This is a genomic window from Xanthomonas sp. WHRI 7945 (genome assembly GCF_035026585.1).
On sequence record NZ_JAYIQP010000032.1, the window covers coordinates 1 to 20,731 of the forward strand.

Here is a 20,731-nt window from a genome sequence, read left to right on the forward strand (position 1 = left end):
TCAGTCGCGACGGGCTCTACCGGTAACGCCCGTCGCGACTGAAGTCGCTCCCACACCAGTCGCTCCCACACCGCACCAGTCGCCGGCCGCGGATCTCCCGCGAAGTGTCGCGACTGAAGTCGCTCCTACAACTGGCCCCAGCAGCACGCTCCTGGGCGAAACCGTTGGGTCGTCAGGCTTGTGTATTTCCGACCCGGACGATGGTGCGATGTCGCGGTTTTAATCGCGACGGATTCGATCGGCGACGGCCCTTGTTCGCTCGGTCGTCCTCGTCGCGGCTGATGCCCGGGATCACCCGTCGGTCGCAGCGACAGTCTGCAAACGGCTCCGAAAAACGCTGCGGTCGTCTCGATGCGCTCGCAGGACGCTCACCTCGAACCCGGCGCAGGTCTGGCGTCGGGGCCGGCGTTGGCCTTGATCCAGGCGTCGCGTTGCTGCGGGGTCATCGCCTCCCAGCGATCGCGCAGCGCCTTGCGCTGCTCCGGCGGCAGCGCGCGCATGCGTTCGAACAGCACGCGCGCCTCTTCGCGCTGCTGCGGGCTCATGTCCTCGTAGCGGCGGGCGCCCTTGCGCGCGCGCTCGCGCTGCTCGGGCGTCATCGCCTGCCAGCGTTGCGCGTGTTCGAACATCCGGCGCCGCTGCTGCGGCGCATCGTTCCAGCGCTGGCGCATCGGCGCGATCAGCAGCTCGCGCTGCTGCGCGCTCAGGTGTTCCCAGTCCGGCAGCGGCGGCCGCGTGTCGGCTTCTTCATCCGGGGGCGGCGGTGGTGGCGGCGGCGCGGCGAAGGCCGCCAGCGGGGCGCCGGCCAGCAGGGCCAGCGCCAGGGACATGCGGATCAGGCGGTTCATCGTGTTCATTCCATCGCCAGCGAGGTATCGGAGCCCAGCCACAGGTACAGGTCGGGATTTTCTTCGAGCAGGCCGGCCACGGCGTCGTCGCCGTCGCCTTGCGCGGTGGCGCCGGCGGGCAGCGCAGCCGCCGCGGGAGCGCTGGCGACGCTCGCCACCGGCAGCGACGGGGGCAGTGTCGGACGCAGCAGCAGGTGCATGCCGAACGCGGCGCCTAGCACCGCCGGCGCCGCCGCCAGCAGCCAGCCCCAGCGCCGCGGCGTGGCGGCGTGGCGGCGTGCGGCGTCGTGGCGCGCGGCGCGCAGCTGCGCCAGGGTCTGCGCCGGCAGGGCCTGCAGCGAGGCCTGGTGCGCGCGTCGCATCTGCGCATCGAACGCGGCGGAAGGGGGGGTGTCGGGTTTCACCGGATGTCCTCCAGGTGTTTCTGCAACGCCTCGCGGGCGCGCGACAGGTGGGTTTTGACCGAGCCTTCGGAGCAGCCCATCGCGCGCGCGGTGGTGGCCACGTCCAGCTCCTCGAGCACGCGCAGGGTGAAGGCTTCGCGCTGTCGCGCCGGCAACGCGCGCAGTGCCGTCACCAGCCGCGCATGGGTCTGCCGCTGCTCGTGGCGTTGCGCCGGGCTCGGCCCTTCGTCGGCCCAGTCCGGCTGGCTGTCCTCGCTGCGCTCGCTGGTCGGCGCCCAGAAGCGCAGGCGGAAGCCGCGGCGGCGCTGCAGGTCGATGATGCGCCGGCGCAGGATGCTCCAGAACAGCGGCGTCCATTCCTGCGCCGGACGCTCCCGATAGGCGAGCAGCTTGATCATCGCGTCCTGCACCGCATCCAGCGCATCCTCGCGCTGGCGCAGCCCGGCCTCGGCGAAGCGGAACGCGCGCGGGCCGATCTCGGCCAGGAACGCGTCCAGCGACACCGGCAGCGGACGCGGCGCGTCGTCGGTCTCCGGATCGGTCGATGAGGGGTCGAGGGCGGGCGTGCTCACCAGCACAGCTTAGCTTCCTGGCGCGGGGATACCGTGGATAACGCTTGGCCGCCGCCGCGGTTGACCGGCGCCGGGCCGCGCGCCTTGAACCGGAGGCGCACAGCTGTCGCCCATGGATTCAGCACGCGGTTATGATTGCGACGGTCGGGCGCGGCGCCCGGGAGAGCGAGAATGAGCGACGGGTTCGTGGCGTTGTACATCTTCATGCTGGCGGCCATCGCCGGACATGTGATCATCTCGCGGGTGCCGGTGATCCTGCACACCCCGCTGATGTCCGGTTCCAACTTCATCCACGGCATCGTGCTGATCGGCGCGATGGTGGTGCTCGGCCATGCCGATACCACGCTGGAGAAGGCGGTGGGCTTCCTCGCCGTGCTGCTCGGCGCCGGCAACGCCGCCGGCGGCTACGTGGTCACCGAGCGCATGCTGGAGATGTTCAAGAGCTCGAAGAAGCCCGGAGACAAGCCATGAGCTCGGCGCGGCCGCTGGGGCCCAGGGCGTGGTTCCAGATGCTGAGCTACCTGCAGTACCCGGCGATGGTCGCCGCCGCCATCTACGCCGCCAGGCCGCTGTTCAACGGCATGGCCGGCGTGTTCGACGACTGGAACTACGCGCTGCTGTATGCCGGTGTCGGTGTCGGCCTGTCGTCGCTGCAGGATCCCACCCGTACCCAGAACAAGATCTCGCATTCGATCTGGCAGGACCCGCGCAAGGGGCGCCTGGCGCTGTGGCTGCTCTCGATCGAGGCGCTGGTGCCGATCGTGATCGGCCTGGTCGGCGCCTACCTGGCGAGTTCCACGCCGCTGAACCAGTTGTCGCTGGGTCTGGTCGCGTTCGGCCTGGGCATGGTGGGGCTGCTGAAGACCGCCATCGAGATGTTCGAGCACCATCGCCTGGACCGCGCGCGCGATCCGGCGGACATGCTGATCGGGGGACACGCATGAGCACGACCGAAGCACTGTCCTGGCTGGTGAAGGCCAGCTACCTGGTGGCCGCCACCCTGTTCCTGCTCGGCCTGCAGCGCATGGCTTCGCCCAAGACCGCGCGCAGCGGCATCCATTGGGCCGGGTTCGGCATGCTGCTGGCGACCGCCGCCACCTTCTTCCTGCCCGGCCTGCACAACCTGACCCTGATCCTGCTGGCGCTGGTGATCGGCACCGGCGCGGCGTGGATCTCGGCCAAGAAGGTCGCCATCACCGACATGCCGCAGATGGTCGCGCTGTACAACGGCATGGGCGGCGGCTCGGCGGCGGCGATCGGGGCGGTGGAACTGCTGCGCTTCTCGTTCCTGGCGCACCGTGACACCTCGCACTGGAGCGAGAGCGCGATCGCCGCGCTGGCCGCGCGCCAGCCCGATGCGACCACGCTGGCGCTGGCCATCGTCGGTTCGGCGATCGGCGCGATCTCGCTGTCCGGCTCGATCATCGCCTGGGCCAAGCTCGACGGGCGGCTGGACAAGCGCGTGACCTTCCCCGGCCAGCAGGCGTTCAACCTGCTGGTGTTCGTGGCGATGCTGGGCCTGGGCGCGTGGGCGGCGATCGGCCTAAGCCCGGTGGCGATCGTGGCCTTCTTCGCGGTCGCGCTGGCACTGGGCGTGCTGATGACGCTGCCGATCGGCGGCGCCGACATGCCGGTGGTGATCTCGCTGTACAACGCCTTCACCGGCCTGGCGGTGGCATTCGAAGGCTACGTGCTCGGCAACGAGGCGCTGATCATCGCCGGCATGATGGTCGGCGCGGCCGGCATCCTGCTGACCCGGCTGATGGCCAAGGCGATGAACCGGCCGATCAGCGGCGTGCTGTTCTCCAACTTCGGCGGCGGCGGCCAGGCGCAGGAGATCAGCGGCGCGCAGAAGCCGATCGAGGCCGGCGACGTGGCGGCGATGATGGCCTACGCCGAGCGCGTGGTGATCGTGCCCGGCTACGGCATGGCGGTGGCGCAGGCGCAGCACAAGATCTGGGAGCTGGCGCAGCGGTTGATCGAGCGCGGGGTCAAGGTCAAGTTCGCGATCCACCCGGTGGCCGGGCGCATGCCCGGGCACATGAACGTGCTGCTTGCCGAGGCCGGCGTGCCCTACGACCTGATCGCCGACATGGACGACATCAATCCCGAGTTCCCCAGCACCGACGTGTCGCTGGTGATCGGCGCCAACGACGTGGTCAACCCGGTGGCCAAGACCGATCCGGCCAGCCCGATCTTCGGCATGCCGATCCTGGACGTGGTCAATTCCAAGAACGTCATCGTGATCAAGCGCGGCAAGGGCACCGGTTTCGCCGGCATCGAGAACGCGCTGTTCTATGCCGACAACACGCGCATGCTGTACGGCGACGGTGCCGAGGCGGCCGGCGCGCTGGTCAGCGAACTGAAGGCGCTGGACGGCGGGCATTGAACTGGCGGCGGCGACCGATGCTTGGCCGCTCCGGCCGGGTGTCGGTCGCGGCTGAAGCCGCTCCTACAGGGGGGCGGGAGCACTGACTGTAGGAGCGGCTTCAGCCGCGACCACTACTCTCAGCGCGCGCTGAAATACGCCACGACCAGGCCGATGCCCAGCCACAGCACGTCGCCGGGGCGGTTGGCCAGCACGGTCAGCGTCCACGCGTAGCGCGCGCCCATCTTCAGCGACGAATCCCACGGATCCAGGCCCAGTCCCGCGCCCATGTGCGCGGCGGCGATGCCCCAGTTGGCGGCGACGATGACCAGCGCGGTGGCGAGCACCGCCACGGCGATGCGCAGCTTGCCGCGCGGCAGCGTGCCCAGGCGCAGCATCCACGCGATCTCCAGCGCCACCGGCACCGCCATCCAGCCGGCCTGATGGCCCAGGCTCAAGGCGACCAGCATCCAGGCGATCAGGGCGGTGAAGCAGCCCAGGCACAGCAGCAAGGGCCATAGCCAGTGCGTGGTCCTGGCCGGCGTGGAGGAGGGCGGCATGCGATGTTCCCGAAGAATCCGCACAGGATACCCTCCGGCACGCACCCCGCGCACTCGGATAAACTGGGCGACTTGCACCGGCGGGGCCTGCCCCCATATCGCCCCCATGTACTCACGCAGCAGCGAACCAGTCCAATTCGAACGCGATTGCGCGGCGGTCATGGTGCCGCAGGGCGACGCGGTGACCCTGCCTGCCGGCAGCTACGGCTATATCACCCAGGCGCTGGGCGGCAGCTACACGGTGTTCGTGGAGGGCAACCTGTTCCGCATCGCCGGCAAGGACGGCGACGCCATCGGCAAGGAACCGCCGCCGGGCCTGGACCTGCCGGAAGGCGCCAGCGACGAGCAGGTCGAGGCGCTGATCTGGCAGCAGCTGCGCACCTGCTTCGATCCGGAGATCCCGTTCAACATCGTCGACCTGGGCCTGGTCTACGAAGTCGGCGTGCAGCCGCGCGAGGACGGCCAGCGCCTGGTCGAGGTGAAGATGACGCTGACCGCGCCGGGCTGCGGCATGGGTGAGATCCTGGTCGACGACGTGCGCAGCAAGCTGGAGCTGATCCCGACCATCGCCGAGGCCGATGTCGAGCTGGTGTTCGATCCGCCGTGGGGCCGGCATATGATGTCCGAGGCCGCGCGCCTCGAAACCGGCATGCTCTGACCCGCGCGACCGCGCGACCTGGGGCCGGGACAAGGCGCCGCCGCTGCGCTTGGATGATGCAGCGGCACGGCCGTCCCTCGACTACCACAGGAAACCCCCGGTGTCCGCTACCGAGCCGTCTTCGCAGTTCCGCCTGATCCCGTCCACGACCGCACGCAGCGCCGATGCGCGCGCGCAGATCCTCGCCGCGCCGGGCTTCGGCAACTACTTCACCGACCACATGGTCGCCATCGAATGGGACCGCGAGCAGGGCTGGCACGACGCCCAGGTCCGCCCCTACGGTCCGCTGGCGCTGGATCCGGCCGCCTCGGTGCTGCACTACGGCCAGGAGATCTTCGAGGGCATCAAGGCCTACCGCCATGCCGACGGCTCGATCTGGACCTTTCGCCCGGAGGCCAACGGCAAGCGCCTGCAGCGCTCGGCGCAGCGCCTGGCGCTGCCGGACCTGCCGGTGGAGCTGTTCGTCGAATCGCTGCGCCAGCTGATCGCGGTCGATGCCGCGTGGGTGCCGTCGGCGCCGGAGACCAGCCTGTACTTCCGTCCCTTCATGATCGCCAACGAGGCGTTCTTGGGCGTGCGCGCGGCGCAGAAGGCCGGCTATTACGTCATCGCCAGCCCGGCCGGCGCCTACTTCGCCAAGGGCGTGGCGCCGGTGGCGATCTGGCTGTCCACCGACTACGCGCGTGCGGCCAAGGGCGGCACCGGCGCGGCCAAGTGCGGCGGCAACTACGCCGCCTCGCTGCTGCCGCAGCAGCAGGCGCAGGCGCAGGGCTGCTCGCAGGTGCTGTTCCTGGACCCGGTCGAGGGCAAGTACCTGGAAGAACTGGGCGGCATGAACGTGTTCCTGGTGATGCGCGACGGCAGCCTGGTCACCCCGGCGCTGTCCGGCAGCATCCTCGAGGGCATCACCCGCGACAGCATCCTGCAGTTGGCGCGCGACCGCGGCATGCAGGTGGTCGAGCGCCAGGTGACCATCGACGAGTGGCGCGACGGCGTGGCCTCCGGCGAGATCGCCGAGATCTTCGCCTGCGGCACCGCCGCGGTGGTGACCCCGATCGGGCAGCTGAAGGGCAAGGATTTCGCGGTCGGCGACCTGGCCGCGCCGGCCGGCGCGGTGACCCTGTCGCTGCGCCAGGAACTGACCGACATCCAGTACGGCCGCGTGCCCGACCGCCACGGTTGGCTGGTGCGCCTGGACGGCTGAGCGGTACGTACCGATGCTGCGGCAATGCTGCCGCGGCATCGGCCCTTGGAGCCCGGTGAAGCCGTCGCCGATGCGCGGCGGTCCTGCCCGCCATTCGTTCTTCGCTGCCGTTGGATCGCCGCAACCACGCGATACCGGCAGATCGCCAGCGCCTGCAGGCGTAGCGCCATGCGCGGCCGTTGCACCCTGACCAGTCCTGACCGCGGCGCCTACTTCAGCGCCTGCCGACCGATGTCCTGCCTTGGTCGCAGCGTGTCATTCCATGTCTCTTGCGTGACGTTGGCGTGGCGCAGTGCAGCGCCGAGTGCGGAATGGTCAGCTGAACGCAGTTGATGGTCGTCACGGAACGGCATTTTGGACGACGCATTTCCTAGTGGTAGCCCTCCATACGCCATTGTATTGACCGGCGCAATTGACTAGGTTCGATGAACGGACGGCAACAGGGGGCTGGTCCGGCCTCTCGGCTTGATGCTGCGTTCAGCCGTCGTCGAACGCATCGTCGTCGAACTATCGCCGCTTCGCGGCCATTCAACGATAAGGAAGTTCCGATGACCGATATTTCGCAACGTCGTTCGCGTCAGCGCACGTGGCTGGTGGTGGTGGGCGCGTCGGCACTGAGTTCGCTGCTGTTGGCGACCCCGGCCTTCGCCGGCGAGGTCAACCTGTCCGGGCTGTCCTCCGAACCCACCCTGCAGCGTTTCATCGTCAAGTACCGCGATGGCAGCACCGAACTGGCGGCGCCGGCGTCGCTGCAGCGCGCGCTCTCCTCCGCCGCGACCGCGGTGCCGGCCAGGAGCGGCCGCGCGCTCGGCCTGACCTCGCTGCGGCGCCTGGCGATCGGCCCGGAAGTGGTCAAGGCCAACCGGGTGCTCGACGCCAAGGAAGCCGAGATGCTGATGCGCCGGCTCGCCGCCGACCCGAACGTGGAGTACGTCGAGCTCGACCGGATCATGACCGCGACGCTGACCCCGAACGACCCCAGCCTGTCCTCGCAGTGGGCCTTCGGCACCGGCACCGCCGGCATCAACGTGCGCCCGGCCTGGGACCAGGCCACCGGCAGCGGCGTGGTGGTGGCGGTGATCGACACCGGCATCACCAACCATGCCGATCTCAACGCCAACATCCTGCCCGGCTACGACTTCATCAGCGACACCTTCGTCTCGCGCGACGGCGACGGCCGCGACGCCAACCCGGCCGACGAGGGCGACTGGAACCCGGTGGCCAACGAGTGCTACAGCGGCTCGCCGGTGACCAATTCCAGCTGGCACGGCACCCACGTGGCCGGCACCGTCGCCGCGCAGACCAACAATGCGGTCGGCGTTGCCGGCACCGCGTTCGGCGCCAAGGTGCTGCCGGTGCGCGTGCTGGGCCGCTGCGGCGGCTACACCTCCGACATCGCCGATGCGATCGTCTGGGCCTCCGGCGGCACGGTCAGCGGGGTGCCCGCCAACACCACCCCGGCCGAGGTGATCAACATGTCGCTCGGCGGCGGCGGCACCTGCTCGGCCACCTACCAGAACGCGATCAACGGCGCGGTGGGCCGCGGCACCACGGTGGTGGTGGCGGCCGGCAACAGCGGCGCGAACGTGTCCGGCTCGGTGCCGGCGAACTGCGCCAACGTGATCGCGGTCGCGGCCACCACCTCCTCGCGCGCCAAGGCCAGCTATTCGAACTACGGCACCGGCATCGACATCTCCGCGCCGGGTTCGAGCATCCTGTCCACGCTCAATTCCGGCACCACCACGCCGGGCAGCGCCAGCTACGCGTCCTACAACGGCACCTCGATGGCAGCGCCGCACGTGGCGGGCGTGGTCGCGCTGATGCAGTCGGTCGCGCCGTCGCCGCTGACCCCGGCGCAGGTCGAGACGACGATCAAGAACACCGCCGCCAGCTTCTCGTGCTCGCAGGGCTGCGGCGCCGGCTTGCTCGACGCCAACGCCGCGGTGACCGCGGCGCTGGGCGGCGGCGGTCCCGGCCCCGGTCCCGGCAACCAGTTGCAGGACGGGGTGCCGGTCACCGGGCTGGGCGCCAGCAGCGGCGCCGAGCTGAACTACACCGTGGTGGTGCCGAGCGGGGCCAGTTCGCTGAGCGTCACCATCGCCGGCGGAAGCGGCGACGCCGACCTGTACGTGCGCCTGGGCAGCGCGCCGACCGACACCACCTACGGCTGCCGTCCGTACCTCAACGGCAACAACGAGACCTGCACCTTCAACGCGCCCAGCGCCGGCACGTACTACGTGCGGGTCAAGGCGTACAGCACGTTCTCGGGCGTGACCTTGACCGCGAACTACTGATCCGCCCGCTGCGCGGCGGCCATCGCGGCCGCCGCGCAAGCGCCGCATGTTCCCGAACGGAATCGGCGGCCTGCAGCGTTCGAGACAGATAGGAAGATGCGATTGCCCGCGCCTCGGCGCGGGTTTTTTTTGCGTAGCTTGCCGAGGCGGCCGATGCTGATGCGACGCCTGCGCCAGGCGCATCGGCCTGCATCGGTGCAAGGAAGGGTTGCGGTGTCGTGAACCTGACCGGCATCGCGGAAGTCAGTGGGCGGCGATGAGGCTCCGCGCGCGCGTCACTCGCACAGATCGCAGGCGCGCGCCTGCAACACGTCCAGTATCTGCCCGGCATCGATCTCCAGCAGCAGGCCGCGCTGCCCGGCGTTGAACCACACGCTGCCCGCAGCGAGCGCCGATTGCTCGATCAGCACCGGTGCCTGCCGCTGCTGGCCCAGCGGGCTGATGCCGCCGACCTTGTAGCCGGTGCGGCGCTCGGCCTCGGCCACCTCCATCATCCGTGCCGATTTGCCGGCACCGGCCGCGGCGAGCTTCTTCAGCTGCACGCGGCGATCGGACGGGACCACCACGCACACCGCACTGCTGTCGACCCACGCCATCAGGCTCTTCAGCACCCGCGCCGGCGGCAGGCCGAGCGCCTGCGCCGCCTGCAGGCCCTTCGCGCCGGCCTCGGCTTCGTAGTCGTAGGGATGCAAGGTGTAGGCGACGCCGGCGGCGTCCAGCGCCCGGGTTGCGCGGGTGGCCTTGGACATGGCGGCTCAGACGGGTTCGAAGCGGTTCGCGGCCACGTTCTTGCGCACCTTCTGCGGGTCCCAGATCTGCCCGTTCATGGCGATGTAGACACCGGCCGGCAGCGACTGCACCGCGCCGACCGCGCAGCCGATGTTGAATTCCGCGTCCGAGCCGCGGAACCGCGCCGGATTCAGCGCGCCGGTCATCACGATGGTCTTGTCCGGGATGGTCTGCAGTACCTTGCCGGTCTGCACCATCGAGTCGGTGCCGTGGGTCAGCAGCACGTGGCGCGCGGACTGCGCGGCGACGGTGGCGCGGATCAGTTCGCGGTCTTCGTCGGTGATGTGCAGCGAGTCCTTGCGGATGATCGGGATCACGGTGAAGCGGAAGGTTACGCCCAGTTCCTTGAGGATCTGGCCGATCTGCGGATCGCCGATCTGGTAGTCGGACTTGTCGTCGAAGTAGATCTTGTCGATCGTGCCGCCGGTGGTGACGATCAGGAGTTCTTCCATTGCCGGTTCCTAGAGCATGACGGGGCGCCGCCGTGGCCGCGCAGGCCGCCATGATAGCGGCAGCCCGGCGGCCGCCGTTCAGGGCTTGTCGTCGCCGGCCGCCGCCGCGCCGCGCTTGCGCGCGAAGCGCGCGCGAATGCCCGGCGCACTGGACAGGCCGATCGCCAGCAGCGCCAGCAGCAGTTCGGCCCAGGCGTAGGCGCGCTGCGGCGGATGGCTCCAGGCCGCCATCACCCCGTGGCTGAACCAGAACAGCCCGAACACGCCGGCCCAGAAGCGCGCCACCGCCGAGCCGCGCAGCGCGCCGATCGCCAGCAGCAGCGGCGGCAGCGCGAACACCAGCAGCGCGGCGAGACGGTGGCGGTCGTCGTGGAACCAGGCCGCGTACAGCAGCGCCAGGACCAGCAGCGTCGCCCCCAGCGCGTATCGCAAGCGTGCCGCGCTCATGGCGCCACCAGGCGTTGCGCGATGCCGGCCAGGCGCCGCCCCAGCGCGCGCGCCAGCTGCGCTTCCTCTTCGCTGGGCTGCGGATCGTCGTCGGCGCCGGCGACGTGGCTGGCGCCGTACGGCGTGCCGCCGCTGCGGGTGCTGCTGAGCAGCGGCTCGGTATAGGGAATGCCGACGATCACGCAGCCGTGGTGCAGCAGCGGCAGGTGCATCGACAGCAGGGTCGCTTCCTGGCCGCCGTGCAGCGATGCGGTCGAGGTGAACACCGCCGCCGGCTTGCCGGCCAGGGTGGCGCTGGCCCATTCGGCGCCGAGGCCGTCGATGAAGTGTTTGACCGGCGCGGCCATGTTGCCGAAGCGGGTGGGGCTGCCCAGCGCCAGGCCGACGCAGTCGCGCAGGTCGCTGGCGTCCACGTACGGCGCGCCGCTGTCGGGCACCGGCGGCGCGCTGGCCTGGGTGACGGCGGCCACCGGCGGCACGGTGCGCAGGCGCGCGGCCATGCCGGGCACCTCGCCGACGCCGCGCGCGATCTGCCGCGCCAGGCGCGCCACCGAACCGCCACGGCTGTAGTACAGGACCAGGATCTCGGCCATGCGGCCCTCGCTTGCTTGCACCAGAACGGCCGCCAGTATCGGCGATGCCGGCGCCTGCGCGCATCGGGTACCCTTGCCCGATGCAGCCTTTGGACACGGTCAATCTCTGGACGGAGCGGGTACGCGACCGCGCGCGGATGCGCAGCTTCGCCAGTTTCCTGTGGCACCGCTTCCTCGACGACCGCCTGTTCCAGGCCGCCGCCTCGCTGGCCTACACCACGATCTTCGCGCTGGTGCCGCTGGCGATGGTGGTGTTCGGCGTGCTCTCGGCGTTCCCGGTGTTCGACGAATGGAGCGACAAGCTCAGCGACTACATCTTCTCCAACTTCGTGCCGGCCGCGGCGCGTTCGGTGGAAGCCTATCTGCGCCAGTTCTCGGCTAGCGCCGGGCAGCTGACCAGCGCCGGCACGATCGCGCTGATGGTGTCGCTGCTGATCACCTTGAACAGCGTCGAGCAGACCTTCAACCGGATCTGGCGGGTGGTCTCGGCGCGGCCGCGGCTGACCCGCTTCCTGGTGTACTGGACAGTGATGACCCTGGGCGCGCTGCTGGCCGCGGCCTCGCTGGCGGCGTCGGCACGGTTCTTCGCGCTGCCGCTGTTCCGCACCAGCGAAGGCCGGCTGCTGGCGCAGATGGCGCTGGGCCTGGCGCCGGTGCTGATCGAGTTCGCCTGCATCACCCTGGTGTACCGGGTGGTGCCGCACCACACGGTCAAGCTGCGCCACGCGGTGCCGGGCGCGCTGCTGGCGGTGGCCCTGCTGGAGCTGGTGAAGGGCGGATTGAGCCTGTACCTGGGCAGCTTCCAGTCCTACCAGCGCATCTACGGCACGGTCGCGTTCGTGCCGATCTTCCTGCTGTGGACCTACCTGAGCTGGATCGCGATCCTGCTCGGCGCCTCGCTGGCCTCCTCGATCGCCGCGTTCCGCTACCAGCCGGCGTCGATGCGGCTGCCGGCCGGCTACGAGATCTACGCCTTGCTGCGCCTGCTCGGCCGTTTCGCGCAGGCGCGCAAGGACGGCCACGGCCTGCAGGAAGACCAGATCCTGCAGCTGGAACCGATGCTGACCGATTCGCTGGTGCAGGAGTTGCTGTGCGAGCTGGAGCGCATCCGCCTGCTCAACCGTGCCGAGCAGGGCGAATGGCTGCTGGCGCGCGACCTGGCCGACGTGCCGCTGACCGAACTCTACGAAAACTGCCAGCTGCGCATCCCCATCGCCGAAGCCTACCTGCCGTGCCGCGACGACGCGCTGGGGCAGGCGGCGTGGCGCGCGCTGGATGAGTTGCGCATGCCGCTGCGCGACGTGCTGAAACGGCGCGTCGGCGATCTTTACACCGATATCGGAGACCTCGCATGACCCCGCGCATCCTGTTCCCGTTGTTCGCCGCCGCCGCATTGCTGGCCGGCTGCGATCGCCATCCGACGCCCGCCGATGGTGCCGCGCCGGCCGCCTCAGCTCCGGCCGCGCCGGTGCCGCCCCCCGCGCCGACGGCAGCGGCTGCGCCCGCCGCCGGCGCCGCGCCGCAGGTCGTGCAGGAAACCCGCCCGCAACCGACGCTGAAGATGAAGGCGGTGGACGGCAGCGACTACGACCTGGCCGCGCATCGCGGCAAATGGGTGGTGGTGAATTTCTGGGCCACCTGGTGCGCGCCGTGCCTGAAGGAGATGCCGGAGCTGTCGGCATTGCACGTGATGCGCGACAACATCGAAGTGGTCGGCCTGGCCTACGAGGACATCGAGCCGGCGGAGATGCAGGCGTTCCTGAAGGAGCACCCGGTGGCCTACCCGGTGATCATCGTCGACACCTACGCGCCGCCGGCCGACTTCGCCACCCCGCGCGGGTTGCCGATGACCTACCTGATCGCCCCGGACGGCAAGTTGGCCAAGCAGTTCCTGGGCCCGGTCAACGCGCACGACATCGAAGCGGCGATCGCCGCGGCGGGCGGCGCGGCGCCCGGCCAGGCGAAAGCCGCGCGCTGATGGCGGCGGCGCGTTTCCTGGTGTCCGGCCGGGTCCAGGGCGTGTCCTTCCGCGCCTCCACCCGCGAGCGTGCGCAGGCGCTGGGGCTGGACGGGCAGGCGCGCAACCTGGCCGACGGCCGCGTCGAAGTGATTGCCGCCGGCGAGGCTGCGGCGCTGGAGGCGCTGGCCGACTGGCTGCAGCACGGCCCGCCGGCGGCGCGGGTCGCGCAGGTGTCGCGCGAGCCATGGCCGGAGCCGGTGGCGGCGGGCTTCGCGATCGGCTGAAGCCCGAAATTCTGGGGATTCCTGTGTGGTAGGGACTTCAGTCCCGATGCTTTACCGATAACGCTTCGTCGGGACTGAAGTCCCTCCCACAAGCGCATGCCACTGCAGAAGAAGGGTCAATCCGGGCCGCGTCTTTGCGGAGAGGTCCGGTCGCGGCTGAAGCCGCTCCTACAGAAGAGCATGCAAGAAAAGTATTGCACCGTCAGTTTGCGGGTTGATCATCGAGTCCCGAGTCCCGAGTCCCGAACCCCGGCCTCACACCGGATACGACGCAACCGGCTGCAGCACGCCGAACGTCTCCTTGCGCGGCTTGTGCTTCAGTGGCGGCAGCGCCAGGCCCGGCTCCTGCAGCGGCGTGTCGGGCAATTGGTCGAGCAAGTGCCGGATCAGAGTCAGGCGGCCGCGCTTCTGATCGTTGAAATCGACCAGCGTCCACGGCGCATGTTCGCTGTGGGTGGCGTCCAGCATCGCCTCGCGGGCGCGGGTGTAGTGGGCGTACTGGGCGCGCGACTGCAGGTCCACCGGCGACAGCTTCCAGCCCTTCAGCGGGTCGTGCAGGCGTTCGGCGAAGCGTTTCTCCTGCTGGTCCTGGTCCACGCACAGCCAGTACTTGAACAGGCGGATGCCGTCGTCGACCAGCAGGCGCTCGAACAGCGGCGCCTGGCGCAGGAAGGCGTGGTATTGCGCGTCGTTGCAATAGCCCATGACCCGCTCCACGCCGGCGCGGTTGTACCAGCTGCGGTCCATCAGCACGATCTCGCCGGCGGCCGGCAGGTGCGTGGCGTAGCGCTGGAAATACCACTGCGTGCTTTCGCGGTCGGTCGGCTTGGGCAGCGCCACCACCCGGCACTGGCGCGGGTTCAGATGTTCGGCGATGGCCTGGATCGCGCCGCCCTTGCCGGCGGTGTCGCGACCCTCGAACAGCACCAGCACGCGTTCGCCGCTGTGCTGCAGCGCCTGCGCCAGCGCCGCCAACTCCAGTTGCAACGGCTGCATCAGCGCCTGGTAGTGCTTGCGTTTGAGCTTGCTCATTTGCTGCGCCTGGCGCGGGTGCCGGCCATGCTTCGCGCCACCTCCAGTAGCGCGCCCTGTTGGCGGCTGTCGAGGGCGCGGTAGGCCTGCAATAGATCGTGTTCGCCGCGGGTGCGGGCCGGGTCGAGCTGGCTGGCCAGTTCGCCGAGCAGGGCGCCGGCGGGAACGCCGAAGGCGCGCGCCAGCGCGTTGAGCTGGTCGCGGCCGGGCATCTTCTCGCCGGCCAGCCAGGCCTTGACCGTGGCCGCGCCGGCGCGCGGGATGGCGGCGGCGATGTCCGCCGCGGTCATGCCGCTGGCCTTGGCCAGCAGGCGCAGGGTGGTGTCCAGGGGCATGCGCGGTTCCAGGTCATTCCTTCAGGCGGGGACGCAGCGTCGCCAGATTGCACGGCTTGGTGCGCGCATCGAGTTGCGCGGCGACGATCCTTTCCCAGGCAGTGCGGCAGGCCGAGGTCGAGCCGGGCAGGCAGAACACGAAGGTGGCGTTGGCCAGGCCGGCGAAGGCGCGCGACTGCAGCGAGGAGGTGCCGATCTCATCGAAGCTGATCGCACGGAACAGTTCGCCGAAACCGGGCATCTGCTTGTCCAGCAGCGGCAGCAGCGCTTCGGGCGTGGAGTCGCGGCCGGTGAAGCCGGTGCCGCCGGTGACCAGGATGCCGTCGACCTGCGGGTCGGCGATCCACGCCGACACCACCGCGCGCATCCGGTAGCGGTCGTCGGGCAGCAGCTCGCGCGCGTACAGGCGGTGGCCGGCCTCGCCGAGCACCGACACCAGGTAGTCGCCCGAGCTGTCCTCGGCCAGGCTGCGCGTGTCCGAGACGGTCAGCACGCACAGGTTCAATGCAATGAAATCGGCTTTGGCGCTCATGCCGGCAGCCTAGCCGCTCGCCCGGTCGGCGTACAGTCTGCCACGGCGGATCGGCGCGGGTCGTGCAGCGCAGGTTGGGGAAGAGGTCGGGGGAAGGCGGAGTGCGGCGTTGGCTTGCGCCCGGCATCGGTCAATCATGTCGGTGCCGGTGCGTGCGTGTCGCGGCAGCATGCGTGTACGTTGCGTTACAGCGTCTTGCCGGAGACGTCTGCGGGTCGGGTCGCAGATTCGCCGTGCGAGGCGTGGGGTCCGCCTGCTTGTCGGTGCCGGGCTTGAGCTAGCTGTTGTCTGTGTTCCGCGCGCAGATCGGCGCCTTGCCGTGTTTCGCCAATGCGAATGGGTTGTTTGCATGATCGACCGCGCGCGTCCTGTCGAGCAGGCGCGAGCCAGGTCGCGAGCGCGCCGCTTCAGGCGTGTCCATGCGCAGGCTGCGCCAGGCTGCCGGGCAGTGCCAGCGCGCGCGGCCGGTAATGAGTCACGCGCGCTGCGGGATGGGATGCCAGCGGGAGCCGCTCGGGTTCGCGCTGCAACGCGCGCCGCTGCGCCTCGGCGCTGCTCCATTCGGCATAGTCGAGCAGGCCGCGGCCGTCGTCGGACAGATGCAGGTGCGAGGCGATCAGCCCGCGCAGCGCATGCGCGCCGTCCTGCAGCGCGGCGAACGCCGCATCGGCGTGGCGCTGCGCCTGCGCCGCATCGCGGGTCGGAAGCCTGGTCACCACGATGCAGCCGGGCAGGCGCTGTGGATCGGACACCCCGCTACGGATGCGTCGGTAACGGTGCAGCGTCAGCCTCGGCGACGGCGCGCGCGGGTGCCAGTCGCGGCCGAACGGCGTGGCGCCGTCGCCGCATTGCGCATACAGCAGGTCCGGCGCTGCGCTCAGCGATTCCAGCCAGGCCAGGGCATGCAGGTCGCCGCCAGGGGCGCCGCGCAATCGCGCGAGCAGCGTTGCGCAGACCGGCGCCGAGGCGTGGGCGACCAGCACGCTGCGGGCATGCGGGGAGGTGAGATCGGGCGACAGGCGTGCGGGCATCGGGGCGTGCGCGAGTGGAAGGCGCGCAGTGTCGAACCTCGACCATGCTTGAGGTCAAGCGTGCGTCCGCATTGGGGGGGCGCCACAGCGGGCCGCGACGACGCGAGCGTTGCGAGGTGCGATCGGCCACCGTGTGCGCCACGACGAGAGCATGGGGCGACCAACGATTGCGTCGCGCCGTGGGTGCGGATGCTGACACGCTGAATCCGCTGCGCTGCACGCTGCATCGGATACCGCGGTAGGCGATCGGCGACCTAGTGCGGCCCGCTCCAGCCATGCCGACGCGCCGTGTCGCGCAACAGCGCGGCGAAGTCCGCGGCGAAGCCGTGCATGTCGAACAGGCCGGCGCTGGCGCGGCGCTGCTGCAGAGTGTCGCGCAATGCGCGCAGCGCGGCAGGGTCGCGGCCCAACTGCACGGCCTTGGCGACGAAGGCGGCGTCGTCGGCGACGTTCATCTCGTCCATGCCCAGGTGGTGATTGAGGCTGCCGGCCACGCGCGCGGCGAAGGTCGTGCCGGGGCAGGTCAGCAGCGGACAGCCGGCCCACAGCGCATCGGAGGCGGTGGTGTGGGCGTTGTACGGATGCGTGTCCAGGAACAGGTCGGCATGCCGGTAGCGGGCCAGGTAGTCGGCGTGCGCCAGCTTGGGCATGAAGCGTAGCCGCGCCGGATCCACCTCGGCGCGGCGCGCGGCCTCGCGCAGCCGCGCGTCGGCCTGGCCGGGACTGGACAGCAGCCACAGCACGCTGTCCGGCACCTGGCGCAGCACCGCCAGCATCCGCGCCACGCTGCGCGGGGTCAGCTTGTAGCTGTTGTTGAAGCAGCAGAACACGGTGCCGTGCTCCGGCAGCCCGCACGCGCGGCGCGATGGCGGGGCCTCGACCCGGCGGCTGTCGTCCGATGGCTGGAACGCGCGCGGCAGGCGCAGCACGCGCTCGCTGTAGTGCGCGGCCAGCGCGTCGGGCAGCGCGAACGCATCGCCGACGACGTAGTCGATCCACGGCGCGCCGGACGTGCCCGGATAGGCCAGCCAGTTGATCTGCAGCGGCGCCGGGCGTAGCGCCAGCACTTCCGGCGTGCCGCCGCCGCCCCAGCCGCGCAGGTCGAACAGCAGGTCGATGCCGGCATCGCGGATGCGCTGCGCGATCGCCCGGTGCGGCTGTCCGGCCACGTCGTGCCAGACGTGCGCCGCGGCCTGCAGGCGTGCGCGGATCGCGCTGCCGTCGTCGCGGTTCGATGCGAACAATTGCACCTGCAGGTCGGCGTGCGCGCGCAGCCGCTCGAACAGGGCCACGGTCAGCAGCCCGGTGGGATGCGCGCCGAAGCCGTTGGACAGGAAACCGACCTGCAAGGGGCCGGCGCGACGCAGCGTTGCCGCCGGCAATGGCGCCAGCGTCCGCGCCAATGCAAGCGCACGGTTGCGCGCGCAATGCAGCTGTTCGGCGGCAGTGGCGTCTTCGTTGAGGAACGCGAACGGTTCGATCGCCGGATGGCCCTGGCGCACGGCGGCGCGCACCTGCTGCGACAGCGCGTCCAGTTCGCGCCAGTCGCACAGCTTGCGCCGCCAGTTCAGCAGGTGCGCGGCGATCGACGGTTCCTGCGGCAGCAGCGCATGAGCGTGGGCGTAGGCGTGCGCGGCGGCTTCGGCCTCGCCGTTGTCCTCCAGCGCGTGGCCCAGCCACAGGGCGATGCCCGGATGCTGCGGCGCGTGCTGCAGCGCCTGGCGCAACGCGGCGGCGGCCTCGGCATGGTGGCCCTGGGTCCAGCGCACCCGGCCCAGCCGCGCCAGCGCTTCGGGATGGGCCGGGCGCAGTTGCAACGCGCGCAAGGCGGCCTGCTCGCCGGCGGCGACCGCGCCGGCGCCGAGTTCGGCGTCGGCCAGCATCACCCAGGCGATGAAATCCTGCGGGTCGCGGCGCACCGCGGCCTGCAGCTGGCGCAGTTCGTCCAGCGCTCTGCCGCTCACGCGCGCACGGCGGCCCGCGCGTGCGCATCGGCGCGGAGCACGCGCACGCTCACGGGCTGTCGCTCAGCCGCGCCAGTTCGTCGACCTGGTGCTCGTGGCTCAGCCGCTCGATCAGCGCGTCGAGGTCGCCTTCGATCACGTTGGGCAGGTCGTACAGGGTCAGGCCTTCGACCCGGTGGTCGGTGATGCGGCCCTGCGGGAAGCTGTAGGTGCGGATGCGCTGGCTGCGGTCGCCGCTGCCGACCTGCAGCTTGCGGTCCTGCGCCTCGGCCGCGGCCTGCTTGCTGCGCTCGGCGTCGAGCAGCTGCGCTTTCAGCCGCTTCATCGCCTTGTCGCGGTTGGCGTGCTGGCTGCGCTCGGTCTGGCATTCGACCACCACCCCGCTCGGCACGTGGGTGATGCGGATCGCCGATTCGGTCTTGTTGACGTGCTGGCCGCCGGCGCCGGAGGAGCGGAACGTGTCCACCTTCAGGTCGGCCGGGTTGAGCGTGATCTCCTCCACGTCGTCGGCCTCGGGGATGATCGCCACCGTCGCCGCCGAGGTGTGGATGCGGCCCTGAGATTCGGTCGCCGGCACCCGCTGCACGCGGTGCGTGCCGGATTCGAACTTGAGCTTGGAATACGCGCCGCGGCCGACGATGCGCGCCACGATCTCCTTGTAGCCGCCGTGTTCGCCGGGGCTGTCCGATTCCACTTCCACCTTCCAGCCCTGGCGCTCGGCGTAGCGCGCGTACATGCGGAACAGGTCGCCGGCGAAGATCGCCGCCTCGTCGCCGCCGGTGCCGGCGCGCACTTCCAGGAACAGGTTGCCGTCGTCGCGCGGATCGCGCGGCACCAGCAGCAGCGCCAGCTGTTCGTCGAGCGCGAGCAGGCGCGCCTGCGCGGCGGCGATTTCCTCCTCGGCCAGTTCGCGCAGTTCCGGGTCGCCGCGCATCGCCTCGGCGGCGGTCAGGTCGGCCTTGGCCGCGGCCTCGTCGGCCAGCGCCGCGGCGACCGGCTCCAGCTGCGCGAATTCGCGCGAGTAGTCGCGGAAGCGGGCGTTGTCGCCGACCACGTCGGGATCGGACAGCAGGCGTTCGAGTTCTTCGCGACGCTCGGCCAGCGCCTCCAGCTTACGGCGCAGGGTCGGTGTCATCGGTCTTCAGGATAGGGTGGTGGTAGCCCGGTTTTTCCGGGAACAGGCGCTCGGCGGCGCGGGCCAGTTCGGCATCGCCGCTCAGCGCCGCCTCGCGCAGCGCCGCGGTGGGCGGATGCAGCAGGCGGTTGGTCAGGGTATTGGCGAGAAATTCCAGCACCTCGTCGGCCGGCTTGCCGTTGGCCAGTTGCTGCCGCGCCTTGGCCAGCACGTCGTCGCGGGTGCTGTCGCCATGCGCGCGCAGGCGCTTGAGCGGCGCCTGGCGGCCGCTGGCCTGCAGCGTCTCGATGTAGCGCAGCACCTGCAGGTCGATGATCGCTTCGGCGGCTTCGGCGGCTTCGCGGCGGCCGCGGCGATTGTCCTCGACCGCGCGCTCCAGGTCGTCGACGGTGTACAGATAGGCGTCGGCCAGTTCGGCCACGCCGGCCTCGATGTCGCGCGGCACCGCCAGGTCGAACAGCAGCATCGGCTTGTGCTTGCGCGCGCGCAGCGCCTGCTCGACCTGCGCCCGGGTCACCACCGGCTCGCGCGCGGAGGTGGCCGAGAACACCACGTCGGCCTCCTGCAGATGCCGCTCCAGCTCGCTCAGCGGCAGCGCCACGCCGCCATGGCGGCTGGCCAGTTCCTGGGCATGGGCGAGGGTGCGGTTGGCGATCAGCAGGCGCCGCACGCGGCCTTCGCTGAGGTGCCGGGCGGCCAGCTCGATGGTCTCGCCGGCGCCGACCAGCAGTACCGTCGATTCGCTGAGCCGGGCAAAGGAGTTCTGCGCCAGGCGTACCGCGGTGGAGGCCACCGATACCGGGTTGGCGCCGACCCGGGTGTCGGTGCGCGCGCGCTTGGCCACCGAGAAGGTCTGCTGGAACAGCCGGTCCAGGCGGCTGCCCAGCGCGCCGTGCTCGCGCGCCAGCGCCCACGCGTCCTTGACTTGGCCGAGGATCTGCGGCTCGCCCAGCACCATCGAGTCAAGACCGGTGGCGACGCGGAACAGATGCCGCACCGCATCGGCGTCCTGGTGCTGGTACAGGTAGCCGTGCAGGCCGGCCGCGTGCGCATCCAGCCAGTCGGCCAAGCGCTGCGCGTCGTCGGTGATCGCATACAGCTCGGTGCGGTTGCAGGTGGACAGCAGCGCGGCCTCGGCGACATCGGGCAAGGCGCGCAGCGACTGCAGCGCGCGCGGCAGCGCATCGCCGGCGAACGCCACCCGTTCGCGCAGGTCGACCGGCGCGGTCTGGTGGTTCAATCCGAGCACCCACAACGTCATCTGTTCAG

Annotated in this window: 24 protein-coding genes; 9 read left to right on the top strand and 15 right to left on the bottom strand. The window is 70.6% G+C overall.

Annotation, left to right across the window (positions count from 1 at the left end):
* Positions 1–368 precede the first annotated feature (368 nt).
* Genes VDQ83_RS17510 through VDQ83_RS17520 form a run of 3 tightly spaced genes read right to left on the bottom strand, consistent with a single transcriptional unit; the run spans position 369 to position 1,830 of the window.
* Positions 369–848: a DUF3106 domain-containing protein gene (locus VDQ83_RS17510; RefSeq protein WP_263397380.1), complete on the bottom strand. Its 480-nt coding sequence runs from the start codon at positions 846–848 to the stop codon at positions 369–371.
* A gap of 5 nt (positions 849–853) precedes the next feature.
* The gene (locus tag VDQ83_RS17515; RefSeq protein WP_309922093.1) at positions 854–1,210 is read right to left on the bottom strand and encodes a hypothetical protein; all 357 of its coding nucleotides are present in this window, start codon (positions 1,208–1,210) and stop codon (positions 854–856) included.
* 38 nt (positions 1,211–1,248) lie between these two features.
* Positions 1,249–1,830: an RNA polymerase sigma factor gene (locus VDQ83_RS17520; RefSeq protein ID WP_455435876.1), complete on the bottom strand. Its 582-nt coding sequence runs from the start codon at positions 1,828–1,830 to the stop codon at positions 1,249–1,251.
* A 165-nt stretch (positions 1,831–1,995) separates the two neighbouring features.
* On the opposite strand from VDQ83_RS17520, the gene VDQ83_RS17525 reads away from it, so the two are divergent.
* The 3 genes from VDQ83_RS17525 to VDQ83_RS17535 are packed head-to-tail and all read left to right on the top strand — an operon-like array spanning position 1,996 to position 4,213.
* Positions 1,996–2,295 carry an NAD(P) transhydrogenase subunit alpha gene (locus VDQ83_RS17525; RefSeq protein ID WP_145705660.1) on the top strand — a complete coding sequence of 100 codons (300 nt, stop codon included), beginning with the start codon at positions 1,996–1,998 and terminating at the stop codon, positions 2,293–2,295.
* The gene (locus VDQ83_RS17530; protein ID WP_263397382.1) at positions 2,292–2,768 is read left to right on the top strand and encodes a hypothetical protein; all 477 of its coding nucleotides are present in this window, start codon (positions 2,292–2,294) and stop codon (positions 2,766–2,768) included. The genes VDQ83_RS17525 and VDQ83_RS17530 overlap by 4 nt, the downstream gene beginning before the upstream one ends.
* Positions 2,765–4,213 (top strand): NAD(P)(+) transhydrogenase (Re/Si-specific) subunit beta, encoded by a 1,449-nt coding sequence (locus VDQ83_RS17535; RefSeq protein WP_309922026.1) that lies wholly within the window; start codon positions 2,765–2,767, stop codon positions 4,211–4,213. Before VDQ83_RS17530 ends, VDQ83_RS17535 begins: the two co-directional genes overlap by 4 nt.
* A gap of 119 nt (positions 4,214–4,332) precedes the next feature.
* Here the strand turns inward: VDQ83_RS17535 and VDQ83_RS17540 are convergent, their stop codons facing one another.
* The gene (locus VDQ83_RS17540) at positions 4,333–4,752 is read right to left on the bottom strand and encodes a hypothetical protein (protein WP_455435877.1); all 420 of its coding nucleotides are present in this window, start codon (positions 4,750–4,752) and stop codon (positions 4,333–4,335) included.
* Positions 4,753–4,858: 106 nt separating this feature from the next.
* Here VDQ83_RS17540 and sufT point away from each other — a divergent pair, with 106 nt between their 5' ends.
* From sufT to VDQ83_RS17555, 3 genes are all read left to right on the top strand, one after another.
* On the top strand, positions 4,859–5,410 hold the full coding sequence (sufT, locus tag VDQ83_RS17545; RefSeq protein WP_064539496.1) for a putative Fe-S cluster assembly protein SufT: 552 nt from the start codon (positions 4,859–4,861) through the stop codon (positions 5,408–5,410).
* 100 nt (positions 5,411–5,510) lie between these two features.
* The gene (locus VDQ83_RS17550) at positions 5,511–6,614 is read left to right on the top strand and encodes a branched-chain amino acid aminotransferase (RefSeq protein WP_455435878.1); all 1,104 of its coding nucleotides are present in this window, start codon (positions 5,511–5,513) and stop codon (positions 6,612–6,614) included.
* A 548-nt stretch (positions 6,615–7,162) separates the two neighbouring features.
* Positions 7,163–8,908: a S8 family peptidase gene (locus VDQ83_RS17555; RefSeq protein ID WP_455435879.1), complete on the top strand. Its 1,746-nt coding sequence runs from the start codon at positions 7,163–7,165 to the stop codon at positions 8,906–8,908.
* Between the two features lie 275 nt (positions 8,909–9,183).
* On the opposite strand, the gene ybaK is transcribed toward VDQ83_RS17555, so the two are convergent.
* The 4 genes from ybaK to wrbA form a co-directional block, all read right to left on the bottom strand.
* Complete coding sequence (gene ybaK, locus VDQ83_RS17560; RefSeq protein WP_455435880.1) at positions 9,184–9,657, bottom strand: Cys-tRNA(Pro) deacylase; 474 nt, start codon at positions 9,655–9,657, stop codon at positions 9,184–9,186.
* A gap of 6 nt (positions 9,658–9,663) precedes the next feature.
* A complete protein-coding gene (locus VDQ83_RS17565; RefSeq protein ID WP_179568138.1) occupies positions 9,664–10,149 on the bottom strand; it encodes an asparaginase domain-containing protein in 486 nt (161 codons plus the stop codon).
* Between the two features lie 78 nt (positions 10,150–10,227).
* The gene (locus VDQ83_RS17570) at positions 10,228–10,596 is read right to left on the bottom strand and encodes a DUF2069 domain-containing protein (RefSeq protein WP_455435881.1); all 369 of its coding nucleotides are present in this window, start codon (positions 10,594–10,596) and stop codon (positions 10,228–10,230) included.
* On the bottom strand, positions 10,593–11,189 hold the full coding sequence (gene wrbA, locus VDQ83_RS17575) for an NAD(P)H:quinone oxidoreductase (protein ID WP_455435882.1): 597 nt from the start codon (positions 11,187–11,189) through the stop codon (positions 10,593–10,595). The genes VDQ83_RS17570 and wrbA overlap by 4 nt, the downstream gene beginning before the upstream one ends.
* A gap of 80 nt (positions 11,190–11,269) precedes the next feature.
* Between wrbA and VDQ83_RS17580 the strand changes: the two genes are divergently transcribed.
* The 3 genes from VDQ83_RS17580 to VDQ83_RS17590 are packed head-to-tail and all read left to right on the top strand — an operon-like array spanning position 11,270 to position 13,433.
* The gene (locus tag VDQ83_RS17580; protein ID WP_263397389.1) at positions 11,270–12,544 is read left to right on the top strand and encodes a YihY family inner membrane protein; all 1,275 of its coding nucleotides are present in this window, start codon (positions 11,270–11,272) and stop codon (positions 12,542–12,544) included.
* Positions 12,541–13,167 (top strand): TlpA family protein disulfide reductase, encoded by a 627-nt coding sequence (locus VDQ83_RS17585; protein ID WP_455435883.1) that lies wholly within the window; start codon positions 12,541–12,543, stop codon positions 13,165–13,167. The genes VDQ83_RS17580 and VDQ83_RS17585 overlap by 4 nt, the downstream gene beginning before the upstream one ends.
* Positions 13,167–13,433 (top strand): acylphosphatase, encoded by a 267-nt coding sequence (locus VDQ83_RS17590; protein WP_455435884.1) that lies wholly within the window; start codon positions 13,167–13,169, stop codon positions 13,431–13,433. The genes VDQ83_RS17585 and VDQ83_RS17590 overlap by 1 nt, the downstream gene beginning before the upstream one ends.
* A gap of 255 nt (positions 13,434–13,688) precedes the next feature.
* On the opposite strand, the gene ppk2 is transcribed toward VDQ83_RS17590, so the two are convergent.
* The 7 genes from ppk2 to hemA all read right to left on the bottom strand — a co-directional run bounded on the left by ppk2 (position 13,689) and on the right by hemA (position 20,723).
* Complete coding sequence (gene ppk2 / locus VDQ83_RS17595; RefSeq protein ID WP_263397391.1) at positions 13,689–14,465, bottom strand: polyphosphate kinase 2; 777 nt, start codon at positions 14,463–14,465, stop codon at positions 13,689–13,691.
* Positions 14,462–14,800: a helix-turn-helix domain-containing protein gene (locus tag VDQ83_RS17600; protein ID WP_309922055.1), complete on the bottom strand. Its 339-nt coding sequence runs from the start codon at positions 14,798–14,800 to the stop codon at positions 14,462–14,464. Before VDQ83_RS17600 ends, ppk2 begins: the two co-directional genes overlap by 4 nt.
* Positions 14,801–14,813: 13 nt before the next feature.
* Positions 14,814–15,332: a molybdenum cofactor biosynthesis protein B gene (moaB, locus tag VDQ83_RS17605; protein WP_263397393.1), complete on the bottom strand. Its 519-nt coding sequence runs from the start codon at positions 15,330–15,332 to the stop codon at positions 14,814–14,816.
* Between the two features lie 407 nt (positions 15,333–15,739).
* Complete coding sequence (locus tag VDQ83_RS17610; protein WP_455435885.1) at positions 15,740–16,363, bottom strand: hypothetical protein; 624 nt, start codon at positions 16,361–16,363, stop codon at positions 15,740–15,742.
* 254 nt (positions 16,364–16,617) lie between these two features.
* On the bottom strand, positions 16,618–18,327 hold the full coding sequence (locus VDQ83_RS17615) for an O-linked N-acetylglucosamine transferase, SPINDLY family protein (protein ID WP_455435886.1): 1,710 nt from the start codon (positions 18,325–18,327) through the stop codon (positions 16,618–16,620).
* Positions 18,328–18,376: 49 nt separating this feature from the next.
* On the bottom strand, positions 18,377–19,462 hold the full coding sequence (gene prfA / locus VDQ83_RS17620; RefSeq protein WP_455435887.1) for a peptide chain release factor 1: 1,086 nt from the start codon (positions 19,460–19,462) through the stop codon (positions 18,377–18,379).
* The gene (gene hemA, locus VDQ83_RS17625) at positions 19,440–20,723 is read right to left on the bottom strand and encodes a glutamyl-tRNA reductase (protein ID WP_263397397.1); all 1,284 of its coding nucleotides are present in this window, start codon (positions 20,721–20,723) and stop codon (positions 19,440–19,442) included. The genes prfA and hemA overlap by 23 nt, the downstream gene beginning before the upstream one ends.
* Positions 20,724–20,731 lie beyond the last annotated feature (8 nt).